Source organism: Aeromonas sp. 6P, from assembly GCF_051919525.1.
In the GTDB taxonomy this organism is placed as follows: Bacteria; Pseudomonadota; Gammaproteobacteria; order Enterobacterales; family Aeromonadaceae; genus Aeromonas; species Aeromonas veronii.
Genome location: NZ_JBQBEO010000002.1, coordinates 3,600,887 through 3,612,203, shown reverse-complemented (window position 1 = coordinate 3,612,203; position 11,317 = coordinate 3,600,887). Strand labels below are relative to the sequence as shown.

The window sequence follows — 11,317 nt, the reverse complement described above, 5'->3', positions numbered from 1 at the left end:
TGCCGCTTTTTTTATCTTTGCAAGGAAGAGAAATCAGTTGCCGAGGGTGGCGAACAGGCTCTGCTCCAGGGTGCCGCGGGAGACGCAGACCGGCTTGATGGACGGGGCCGGTACGCGTTCGCCTGAGGACTCAACGAAGAACAGCTCGGTGTTGCCCTTGACGTTGACCGTGGCCACGCTGCTGTTGCCGCTCTGGGTGATGATCAGGTTGATCTGCAGGTTCGGGTTGCCCAGTGCAACTTTGGAACCCATAGTTCCGCAGTCCAGCCACTCCAGCCCGTCGGCTGACTGGTTGACGTTGGCGGTCATCAGGCCGGAGCCACGCTGGCTGTTTTCGATGGTGAGGCCGTGATCGGTGAACCACTTCTCGGCGCGAGCCCACACCAGATCCACCGGGATCGCCATTTCCTGAGTGTTGTTGGTTGCCTTGGCAATTGGCGGGTTGTAGCGATACTCCTCACCGCCGTTATTGTCACCAGCACAACCAACCAGCAGCAGCGCCAATGCGCTCCCCATAATCTTTTTCATCTTGTTTCTCTCGTCCATATCACCAGGCCATTGGCCAACCGGCGCCTATTATCGCCGGAGCGACAATCTCTGTCAGCAACCATCCAGCGTTCGATGTTATGGGGAGGTGATCGGGGTGCTTTACAAAATTGGTTTGCTATCATAGATTTGCTCGAAATTCCTCCATAAGCACCCCTGTGACCAACATGCTCACCCCGGATCTGCTGCAGCAGATCATCGACCAATTGCCAATGAGTATCTTCTGTCGAGATAGTCATGGGCGTTACCTGTTCGCCAATCGTGAGTTCGCCCGTGAAGCCAAGCTGGAGTCGCCTGCCGAGATTGTCGGCAAGACAGATGCAGATATGCCATGGGGCGATCTCTTTCGCAGTGAGGATGAGCAGCTGCTTGCCGGAGGCGTGCCGATGCTGTATCAGCAGCTCCATTGCAACCGGGGTGGGAATACCTGTTGGATGGAGGTGCACAAGGTGCCTCTTTACACCCCGCAGGGAGAGGCGTGCGCAGTATTCGGGGTGGTTAACGAGATTGCCCAGCGCAAGAGCCTGGAACAGACGGTCAAAAAGCAGCAGTTGTTGCAGCGTTTTCTGCTCGATGCCATTCCTGACCTGATCCGTTTCGATGATCACAACGGGGTATTGCTGGAGTGCAATCAGGCATTCCTCGACTTTATCGGCCAGGGGGCGGATGAGGTGCTGGGTCAGCAACTGCCGTTCCGGTTGGCGGCGCCGCAGGGGATGGGTCATGGCGAGTGTTGTCTGCTGGATGCCAGCGGGCAGGGGCGACACATGGAGATCACCCGGGTCGATGTCCCCGATGGTGACGGCCACTCCCTCGGGATCCTGACGCTGGGGCGTGACATCACCGGCCTGCGCACCACTCAGGCGCAGTTGCAGCAGGAGCAGCACTACGACAGTCTGACCGGGCTGCTCAAACTCTCCCGGTTCTTGCAGACCAGCCGCCATCTTGGGGGACGCAGTGCCACATTGGTGCTGGTCGATCTGCACCATTTTCGTGAAATCAACGATCGCTTCGGGATCCGGATTGCCGACCGCTTGCTGAGCCAGGTGGCCAAGCGGTTGCAGCAGCTGGTACCGCCGCGTTCCCTGCTCTGTCGGGTCGCTGCCGATGACTTCAGCCTGCTGCTGCCGGACTTCAACGAGCCATTGCAGGGGTGGAGCCAGCATCTGCAGCAGCAGTTGATGGAGCACTATCAGGTGGAAGATCATCGCATCCAGATCCCGGTGTTTCTGGGGCTGGCTCAGGGGCGGGCAAGCGATGCCGAGCGGTTGCTCAGTCATGCCGAGGCTGCGCTGGCGCAGGGCAAACGGCAGCAGCAGTACTGCACCCTGTTTGATCCCGAGCTGCATGCCCGGCTCAAGCGGCGTCAGTTGATCGCCGCCCAGTTGCCGCTCGCCATCAAGTCCGCCCAGCTGGTTGCCGTCTATCAGCCCATCATCTGTACCCGCACCCACCGGCTGCATGGCGCCGAGCTGCTCTGTCGCTGGCCCCATCCCGAGCTTGGGATGATCTCCCCCGACGAATTCATTCCGTTGGCGGAAGAGATGGGGATCATCGGTCAGCTTGGCCAGTTAATGCTGGAGCAGGGCTGTGCCCAGCTGGCGCAGTGGCAAACTGCGCAGCCGGATATGGTGCTCTCCATCAACCTCTCGCCGCTGCAGTTCCGTGATCCGGCGCTCTGTGAGCGGGTCTCTGCCTGCATCGCTCGCCATGGTCTCAAGGCCAGTCAACTGGAGCTGGAGATCACCGAAGGGGTGTTGATGGAGAACGCCGACGAGATTGAGACCAACCTCGACAACCTGATCGCCGCCGGTTTTCAGTTGGCCATCGACGACTTTGGTACCGGTTACTGCTCGCTGGCCTATCTGCCACGTTTGCAGGTGGCGACCCTCAAGCTAGATCGCAGCTTCACTCAGGGGCTCGCCAGCAATAGCGCGACCACCGCTATAGTGCGTTCGGTCATCGGGTTGGGCCATGAGCTTGGGATCCGGATCACCGCCGAAGGGGTAGAGACACCCGAGCAGCAGTTGTGGCTGACCGAGGCGGGGTGTGATCGGCTACAGGGCTATCTGTTCAGTCGCCCCCTGCCGCCGGCGGAGTTTGCTGCCAGCTATCTGGTGTGAGAGATCGTCAGAAACAACAAGGCCACCGCAAGGTGGCCTTGTTGTTTTACGATGGAGGCAGGATCAATCCTGGAAGTAGGTGCCCCAGCCATCGTAATCCACCCCATATTTTTCCAGGATGGGCAGCATCTTGGCGATATCGGCGACGATCGCTTCGACATTCAGCTTGCACTCGATGGTGGCATCGAAGCAGAAGATGGTGGCGCCGTCATCCAGCTCCATCTCTTCGGCATCGGTCACTTCAAAACCGGCTTTGAACAGGTCAACCGCTGCTTTTTCCAGACGGTCGAAATCCTGGCAGGCGAAGTGGTGCTCGATGTCGTAATCCGCATCGGGATTGCTGCCATCGGCCAGCAGTTCGTTGACGATCTCGGTGGTCTCATCACGCCACTCTTGCATATTCAGACTCATGTTGCCTCCAGGCGGTATCATTGCGGCAAAGCATACTCGCAGAGTGGATTCGGCTCAATGCGGCGGACCCACTGAACCTCGAATTTCCATCATATTGGCGCAGACTGCAGGGTGTTCAGAGGCCAGCAAGTGCGTGAAACGGGACTGGAATGGATAATAAATGGTCGCTTCGTTCGGTTGTTGAGCGAACGCACTTTTTATCGTGTCATCATGGTTGACACTCTGCGCTGGAAAGGGTTTAATGCGCGCCGTTGCCCAGATAGCTCAGTCGGTAGAGCAGGGGATTGAAAATCCCCGTGTCGGCGGTTCGATTCCGTCTCTGGGCACCATAATTCCTCCTTAGTTCAGTCGGTAGAACGGCGGACTGTTAATCCGTATGTCACTGGTTCAAGTCCAGTAGGAGGAGCCAAATTCGAAAAGCCCGCTCAATCGAGCGGGCTTTTTCATTTCTAGTTGCTGTTGCATGCGGCCAAAAAGAGCGTCGCGCCACAGGTGGCACTGAACAGCAGCATTCCGGTTTGCAGCATGCTGCCAGGGCATGGCTTCTTCTCTCTTTTTCTGGCCCTGATCCACTTCGGTTTCATCACATTCCCTTATCCATTTTGTCGGCCTGAATGGCTGCACTCCTGTGCAGGCGAGCCATCTTTGTTGAATGGCGCCATAGCGTCAATCTCCCCTGCAAAACAATTAATTCAGCACTGTTGAAGAGCTGCTTGTCGGGTGATGTTTCGACCTTTAAGCCATTGTTAACATTTTGGAAAACTGGAGTGACCCTGTGGCCGGGCGGGGATATGATGGGATCAATGATGTTCCCATCCTGACGGAGAGATCCCAGATGAACAGCCCCTTGAGCTATGTACTGGACGGCATTCATTGCGAGCCGCACTTTTTTACTGTTCCCCTCGATCATGATGAGCCTGATGGCGACAGCATTACCCTGTTTGCCCGCACCCTCTGCCGTAAAGACAAGCTCGATGAGAAGTTGCCCTGGCTGCTGTTTCTGCAAGGTGGGCCGGGATTCGGGGCGCCGCGCCCGACGGCCAATAGTGGTTGGCTCAAGCGGGCGTTGCAGGAGTTCCGAGTGCTGCTGCTGGATCAGCGTGGCACCGGGATGTCGAGCCCCATCCACGGGCAGATTCTGGCCAAAATGACCCCGGCCGAGCAGGCGGAGTATCTCGGCCATTTTCGCGCCGACAGCATAGTGCAAGATGCCGAGTTCATCCGGCAGGAGCTCTGCCCCAAGCATCGTTGGAGCCTGCTTGGTCAGAGCTTTGGTGGTTTTTGCTGCTTGACCTATCTCTCGCTCTTCCCCGATAGCCTGCGGGAGGTCTATATCACCGGCGGCATCGCGCCGATTGGCCGCAGCGCCGAGGAGGTTTACCGCGCCACCTACCAGCGGGTGGCTGACAAGAACCGAGCCTTCTTCGCCCGCTTCCCCCATGCTCAGGGGATTGCCAACCGGCTGGCCAACCATCTGCACCAGCATGATGTGCGACTGCCCAACGGCCAGCGCCTGACGGTGGAGCAGTTCCAGCAGCAGGGGCTGGATCTCGGTGCTACGGGTGCCTTTGAGGAGCTTTATTACCTGCTGGAAGAGGCCTTTATCGGCGACAAGCTGAGCCCGGCCTTTCTCTATCAGGTGCAGAGCATGCAGCCATTCAATACCAACCCGCTGTTTGCCATTCTGCACGAGGCTATCTACGCCGAAGGGGAGGCGACTCGCTGGGCGGCGGATCGGGTCAGAGGAGAGTGTCCTGCGGTGAACTGGGCGCCCGGCAAGGATTTCGCCTTCACCGGCGAGATGGTTTACCCCTGGATGTTCGAGCAGTTCCGCGAGTTGCTGCCCCTGAAAGAGGCGGCTAATCTGCTGGCCAACAAGGCGGACTGGGGGGCGCTCTATAATCCGGCCCTGCTGGCCCGCAACCAGGTGCCGGTAGCATGCGCCGTTTATGCCGAGGATATGTATGTGGAGTTTGACTACAGTCGCGAAACTCTGCGTGGGCTTGGCAACAGTCGCGCCTGGATCACCAATGAATATGAGCATAACGGTTTGCGTGCCGATGGTGAGACGATTCTTGATCGTCTGATCGCGTTGAATCGCGACCGTTAATTGCCGTTATCGGCAACCATCGCGGGAGCCCGGACTCCCGCGATGGTTGTTATGGATGGTTGTTATGAAAGCGTGACACCCTGAACCTTGACCCGTATCCGCCAGACGATGAGTGGATAGCAGGCTGATTAATTTCCCCCTCTTTCACTGTCTCTGCCGATCCCTCACCATATACTTGCCAAACGACTCTGTATTGAGCCGCGGTCAAACCGATAGACCAACCCGTGCTCGTTACCATTAGAAAGTCGCTCTGATGTTCTGTATCCCGCGTATCAGATATGCCATCTCTGCATGCCCCGCAATCCGGGGGAGGGGATGGTCGTGCTTTTCAATCACAATAAGGATGTATGATGAGAAAGTCTCTGTTGGCCTGCTCCCTGTTGCTGTGCCCTGTCGTGTTTGCTGCCACCCCCCATTGGGAATATAGCGGTGAGGCGGGGCCTGCCCACTGGGCCAAGCTGACCCCTGAGTTTGGTCAGTGTGCGGGCAGCAATCAGTCGCCGGTTGACCTGAGCGGATTGGTCGAGGCCAAACTGGCCCCGCTGGTACTCCACTATCAGGCGGGTGGCAACACAGTGGTCAACAACGGTCATACCGTGCAGGTCGGTTATGCCCCGGGCAGCACCTTGCAACTCGATGGCACCAGGTTTGAACTCAAGCAGTTCCACTTCCACGCCCCGAGTGAGAACCTCATCGAGGGCAAATCCTATCCGCTGGAAGGGCATCTGGTGCATGTCAGTGACAAGGGAGAGATCGCCGTGGTGGCGGTGATGTTCGAGGCTGGCAAGGCCAATCCGGCGTTGGCGGCAGCTTGGAGTGCATTACCTGCCAAGGTGGGGGAGATCCAGGCCCTCAAGGCGCCGCTCTCTGCTGAGCAACTGCTGCCTGAGAATCGTGACTACTATCGCTTCAGCGGTTCCCTTACTACGCCTCCCTGCTCGGAAGGAGTGCGCTGGCTGGTGATGAAGCAGCCGATTGAGGTCAGTCAGGCCCAGATCGACGCCTTCAAGGCGGTGATGCACCACCCCAACAACCGGCCGGTGCAGCCCCTCAATGGGCGCGTGGTGCTGCAATAACACAGCGTTGCAATAGCACTGCAGATAGCAAAAACCACAAGAGGGCCGCGAGGCCCTCTTTTACATGGCGAGGTATCGGCGAGCGATCAGAGGCTGGCGGCGATGCGGGCGCCAAGTGCCGCGTTGTTCAGTACCAGCTGGATGTTGGCCGCCAGCGAGTTGCCGCCAGTCAGCTCGCAGACGCGGGCCAGCAGGAAGGGGGTCGACGCCTTGCCCTTGATCCCCTGCTCATCGGCTTCACGCAACGCTTGGGCAATGGCTGCGTCGATATCGGCTTTGGGCATGGCGTGTGCGGTCGGGATGGGGTTGGCCACCACGGCGCCGCCCGTCAGTCCCAGCTCCCACTTGAGGCGTAGCGCCTCGGCGATGGCTGCCGGGGTATCGAGGCGATAATCGACCTTGAAGCCGCTCTCGCGGGTGTAGAAGGCGGGCAGCTCTTCGGTTTGATAGCCGATCACCGGCACCCCCTGGGTCTCCAGATACTCCAGCGTCAGCCCGATATCGAGGATCGACTTGGCTCCGGCGCAGACTACGGCCACTGGCGTTTGCGCCAGCTCCTGCAGATCGGCGGAGATATCGAAGGTCTCTTGCGCGCCGCGATGTACCCCGCCAATGCCACCGGTGGCAAAGACCCGGATCCCCGCCATAGCGGCGATGATCATGGTCGAGGCGACCGTGGTGGCCCCCATCCCCTTGCGCGCCAGTACGAACGGAATGTCGCGGCGGCTGCACTTGGTCACGCTGTGGCCAGCCCGGCCCAGCGCTTCCAGCGCACTCGCATCCAGACCCACCTTCAGGCGGCCGTCGAGGATGGCGATGGTGGCCGGAATGGCGCCGTTATCGCGCACCACCTGTTCAACCTGACGGGCCGTCTCCACGTTCTGCGGATAGGGCATGCCGTGGGAGATGATGGTGGATTCGAGGGCGACCACCGGTTTGCCGGCGGCCAGTGCGGCAGCCACTTCCGGTTGGATATCGAGGTAAGCGTTCAGCATGAGTACTCCTCCAGTATGCGGTCAACGGCGGTCTTGCTCAGACCGGAAAAAACGGTATCGGAACAATTGACGGTGAGGGCGGCGCAGCCCAAGGCAAAGCGGGTGGTCTGGGCAATGTCGAGCTCTTGCAGCCAGGCGTGGGCGAGGCCAGCCATAAAGGCATCCCCGCCGCCGGTGACGTTGAGTACCGGACTACCCAGTACCGGCAGGTGACCCTGCTGCTCGCCATCGCTGTAAAAGATCCCCTGTTCACCCAGACTGAGGAACAGTCGCTTGACCCCGGCGCGGTGGAACCAGGCGGCCACCATGGGCCAGGTTTCGGGCCCGGCGATGGTCATGCCGCACAGCTGCTCTGCCTCGCTGCGATTGGGTTTGAGGGTGTGGATCTTGCCGAGCCAGGGGCGGATCTTCTCCACTTTGGCCACCGAAACGGTATCGACAAAGATGGCGTGCTCACCTTGCCGTTCAAACAACCAGTCGAGGGTATGGATAGCCAGATTGGTGTCGAGCACCCAGAGCCGGGCACCACCGAGAAAGCCTGCGAGGGGGGTCAGGCGGGCTGGGGTGAGCTGCTCTATGATGGCCATGTCGTTGATGGCGCAGCTCATTTCGCCGCTACCATCATGCAGGCTGAGATAACAGGAGGTGGCGTGACCATCGAGCACCAGAGTCTGGCGCACATCGACGCCGGCCCGCTGGCTTACCTCCAGCAGATGGTGGCCATACTGGTCGTTGCCGACCGCTGTCAGCAGCCGGGTGTCGCTGCCGAGCCGCGCCAGATTCTCGGCGATATTGCGGCCGACACCGCCTGCCGAGGTGCGCACCTTGCCCGGGTTGGAGTCGCCGAGCAGCAGGTTGTCATGGCTGGTGCCGCAAATATCCATATTGGCACCGCCGATCACCACTATGTAGGGGCCCTCTCGCAGTACATAACCTCTGCCTTGCACATATCCCTGCCGGATCAGGCTGGAGATGTGGCTGGCCAGCGCGGAGCGGCTGATGCCGAGGCGATCGGCCAGCTCCTGCTGGGCAATCATGGGATCCTGACGCAGCATGGCGAGGATCTCTTGTTCACGCTCAGTCATAGACAAACATCCATTTGCAAACGTTTGTCCATTATTGCTGGGAAACGTTTGCTGGCTATCGGCTTGTGCAAGATTTGTCGGATTGCGCACAATAAATCGACATTCAAAGATGGGTTGGCAAGCGGTTTAGCCGGGGAGGGGACTTTTAACGGGTCGGTGGCCCTGCAACGGCTTATAATGGCCGCCGCAAGATGAGGAGAGATGATGGAAAAGAGTGCATTCTGCTGTGTGGGGCTGGTCAATCCCAAGTCTCCGGAAAATGTCGGCTCAGTGATGCGGGCTGCGGGTTGTTACGGGGTGGACGAGGTCTACTACACTGGCAACCGCTTCGAGCTGGCGCGCCGCTTTGCCACCGATACCAAGCAGATGGTGGAGAAGATCCCGCTGCTCGGGGTGGATGATCTGATGGCGTTTATCCCGCAGGGATGCGTGCCCGTGGTGGTTGATCTGATCGACGGCGCTACACCGCTCCCCGACTATGTCCATCCGGAACGCGCTTTTTATATCTTCGGGCCGGAGGATGGCACGCTCGATCCCGCCCTCTATGGCGCGGTGAAAGATGTGGTTTATGTGCCGACCCAGGGCTGCATGAATCTGGCCGCCTCGGTCAATGTGATCCTCTATGACCGCTTGGCGAAGGGGTTCCGGCAACCCTGAGTTGTGGCGTGGCCACGGTCAATCAAACCGTAATGGAAACGGTGTTGCTCATAGACTGGTTGCTGGCGGTGGCCGCTGTTGACGGGGCTGCGGTATCCTTCTCTTTCCCCTATGGTGGGATCAGTTTTCGCCTGCCTTGACCGCCTGCTCCTCGAGAAAGTCGCGGTAGTAGTCATAGAGGTGATAACGGCGATATATCTCGGCCAGCGTGCCGCGACGGATCAGATTCACCATCTCCTGCTCCCACAACTGCAGTAGCCGGTCGCCCTGCTCGGTATCGGCAAAAATGGGGTAAGTCGGGATCCAGCGCAAAATGGTGCGGTACATATTGGCCGGGGTCTCATCGGTAGAATGGAGCACGCCAGCGGTCAGGTAATAGCGATAGCGCCCCTTGCTAATCAGCTGCAGGGCCATCTCATGGTTGTCGATCTCATGCCATCGCATGGTGACCGGAAGATATTTATCCAGCACCCATCCTCGCCGCCAGAGTACGGTCTCTCCCTCCAGGCTGCGTTCTCCCCGCCATTGTGGCTGCCACTGCTTGAGCATGAAGACGGTCACATCATCGGCGGAGGCTGGCTGATGGGGCTGTTTGACCCCCTTGATCTCGTCCCGATAGACACTCATTGCCATATCCCCCTCTTGCCTGGCTACCATGGCGACGGCGCGTTTGTAAGGCACGATATGGGGCACGATCTGATAGCCGTGGGGTTGGTAGATGGTTCGCACCAGATCGAGATAGATACCGCGGCCATCCGGTTGGCAGAAACCGGGCCAGCCATCGCAATAGACGTGGATATCGGTTGTGCGAGCGTGGGCGATCGCACACAGAGAGCAAAGCAGCAAACAACCGATGCGTAGCATGGTCAGCATTATCCTCGCAGGGGTGAGGAGAGCATTTATCACCTGATTTATACCATGCCATTGATCGCGGCGGGCGGAGAAAACATCCCGCATCTCTATTTTGCGACAGGGTCGAGGGTTATTTGCGGTCGGATCGTTATGATCGAGTAAAGATTCAATAGCACCCCAATCAGTAGAGGAGACTGCATTATGCCATCGATCAAGACTCTGCTCTGTCCAGTCGATTTTTCCCAAATGTCTCGCGCGGTACTCGACTATGCCGTTTTCATGGCACAGAGCCATCAGGCCCAGCTCAAGCTGATCCACGTGGTTGATCAACTGCACGGTTTTGACAGTTACAAGATCCTTCATATGACGGCCATCGAGATTACTCACGAGATGGAGCGTCAGGCCAGAACCCAGCTCAAAGAGCTGGTTGCCACCCTGCCGATCCCGGCTACCTTTGATATTCGCTTTGGCCGCGCCGCCGATGAAATTGTCATTCAGGCCAAGGAGGATGAGGTTGAGCTGATCGTGATGGGCAGCCACGGTCGCTCCGGTATCAGCCATCTGCTGGTAGGCAGTGTCGCCGAGTCTGTGGTGCGTCATGCACCCTGTCCGGTACTGGTGGTGCGCCAATAACGCGCCACGTTTAGAGTGAAAAGCGTAACAAACAAGGCCAGCGATTGCTGGCCTTGCGTTTTCTGGTGTTGTGCCCGCTAGCCGTGAGCGTAGATGACACTCCCTCCCTTGATGGTATCTATGATGGCCCTGGCCTGCTCCTTGGGCAGGGCGGGGCAACCCCAGCTGCGGCCCAGCTTGTCATATTTGCGCAGATGAGTCGGGCTGGCATAGGCGGCGCCATGTACCACGATGGCACGCTTGCGGGCATTGCTGTTCTTGCCGGGGCTTAGCCCGTCCAGCCGCAGGGAGTAGCCATGCTTGCCCAGATAGGTTTCTGCGGTGCGATAGACGCCGAGGGAACTTTGGCGGGAGTTGAGCTGGTTGGAAAAGCGTTTTGCGGCCAGTTCACCTGAGTTCCGGCCATGGCTGACCCAGGTGTGATAAAGCAGCTTGTGGCGCTTCATATCGATGACAAACAGTCTGCGCTGGGTGGATGGCTTGCTGTAATCGATGATGGTGAGAATAGGTTTTCGTTTGTGGCGCACAGTTTGATAACTGTTGAGTGCCTGACGAAAGGTCTGTTTATCCAGCTTGCCGGCCAGACCCAGTTGACGATAGAGGCTCTGATCCCAGCTGGCATCTGCCGTGCTGCTCCAGATGAGCGATATCAACAGCAGTGGCAACAACTGCCACCCGCGTTGCCAGTCTATGTTACCGCGCACTTGTCTCATCCGTGAATATCTCCTTGTCACTCCCTGTCAACGGCGCGGATATTGCCATCAATCCGCTCGATAGTTATATGCAAGGTGCTGAAAAGGCGCAATAAAAAAACCGGCCGCAGAGCGGC

General features: G+C 58.5%; 11 protein-coding genes and 2 tRNA genes. 7 read left to right on the top strand and 6 right to left on the bottom strand.

From position 1 onward, the window contains the following. Positions 1-33 precede the first annotated feature (33 nt). A complete protein-coding gene (locus tag ACTG2J_RS16675) occupies positions 34-528 on the bottom strand; it encodes a hypothetical protein (RefSeq protein ID WP_005335330.1) in 495 nt (164 codons plus the stop codon). Positions 529-713: 185 nt separating this feature from the next. Between ACTG2J_RS16675 and ACTG2J_RS16670 the strand changes: the two genes are divergently transcribed. Beyond that, entirely contained in the window at positions 714-2,669 is a 1,956-nt protein-coding gene (locus ACTG2J_RS16670) for a sensor domain-containing protein (RefSeq protein WP_429118351.1), read from the top strand. A gap of 63 nt (positions 2,670-2,732) precedes the next feature. Here the strand turns inward: ACTG2J_RS16670 and rraB are convergent, their stop codons facing one another. After that, on the bottom strand, positions 2,733-3,068 hold the full coding sequence (gene rraB / locus ACTG2J_RS16665) for a ribonuclease E inhibitor RraB (RefSeq protein ID WP_026034893.1): 336 nt from the start codon (positions 3,066-3,068) through the stop codon (positions 2,733-2,735). 265 nt (positions 3,069-3,333) lie between these two features. Here rraB and ACTG2J_RS16660 point away from each other — a divergent pair. From ACTG2J_RS16660 to ACTG2J_RS16645, 4 genes are all read left to right on the top strand, one after another. Next, a tRNA-Phe gene (locus ACTG2J_RS16660) sits at positions 3,334-3,409 on the top strand. A 4-nt stretch (positions 3,410-3,413) separates the two neighbouring features. After that, a tRNA-Asn gene (locus tag ACTG2J_RS16655) sits at positions 3,414-3,489 on the top strand. Between the two features lie 426 nt (positions 3,490-3,915). After that, on the top strand, positions 3,916-5,190 hold the full coding sequence (locus tag ACTG2J_RS16650) for an alpha/beta hydrolase (RefSeq protein ID WP_439997681.1): 1,275 nt from the start codon (positions 3,916-3,918) through the stop codon (positions 5,188-5,190). A 350-nt stretch (positions 5,191-5,540) separates the two neighbouring features. Next, positions 5,541-6,266 carry a carbonic anhydrase gene (locus ACTG2J_RS16645; protein WP_201992107.1) on the top strand — a complete coding sequence of 242 codons (726 nt, stop codon included), beginning with the start codon at positions 5,541-5,543 and terminating at the stop codon, positions 6,264-6,266. 86 nt (positions 6,267-6,352) lie between these two features. On the opposite strand, the gene ACTG2J_RS16640 is transcribed toward ACTG2J_RS16645, so the two are convergent. After that, on the bottom strand, positions 6,353-7,261 hold the full coding sequence (locus ACTG2J_RS16640) for a pseudouridine-5'-phosphate glycosidase (protein ID WP_439989337.1): 909 nt from the start codon (positions 7,259-7,261) through the stop codon (positions 6,353-6,355). Further along, the gene (locus ACTG2J_RS16635; protein WP_439989338.1) at positions 7,255-8,346 is read right to left on the bottom strand and encodes a PfkB family carbohydrate kinase; all 1,092 of its coding nucleotides are present in this window, start codon (positions 8,344-8,346) and stop codon (positions 7,255-7,257) included. Before ACTG2J_RS16635 ends, ACTG2J_RS16640 begins: the two co-directional genes overlap by 7 nt. 204 nt (positions 8,347-8,550) lie before the next feature. Between ACTG2J_RS16635 and ACTG2J_RS16630 the strand changes: the two genes are divergently transcribed. Next, on the top strand, positions 8,551-9,003 hold the full coding sequence (locus ACTG2J_RS16630) for an RNA methyltransferase (protein WP_005335311.1): 453 nt from the start codon (positions 8,551-8,553) through the stop codon (positions 9,001-9,003). Positions 9,004-9,123: 120 nt separating this feature from the next. Here ACTG2J_RS16630 and ACTG2J_RS16625 read toward each other — a convergent pair whose 3' ends face one another. Beyond that, positions 9,124-9,867 (bottom strand): substrate-binding periplasmic protein, encoded by a 744-nt coding sequence (locus ACTG2J_RS16625; protein ID WP_439989339.1) that lies wholly within the window; start codon positions 9,865-9,867, stop codon positions 9,124-9,126. Positions 9,868-10,056: 189 nt separating this feature from the next. Between ACTG2J_RS16625 and ACTG2J_RS16620 the strand changes: the two genes are divergently transcribed. Then, positions 10,057-10,488, top strand: a complete 432-nt coding sequence (locus tag ACTG2J_RS16620; protein WP_005335309.1) for a universal stress protein — start codon at positions 10,057-10,059, stop codon at positions 10,486-10,488. 77 nt (positions 10,489-10,565) lie between these two features. On the opposite strand, the gene ACTG2J_RS16615 is transcribed toward ACTG2J_RS16620, so the two are convergent. Continuing rightward, entirely contained in the window at positions 10,566-11,201 is a 636-nt protein-coding gene (locus tag ACTG2J_RS16615) for a murein L,D-transpeptidase catalytic domain family protein (RefSeq protein WP_252657246.1), read from the bottom strand. Between the last annotated feature and the right edge of the window lie 116 nt (positions 11,202-11,317).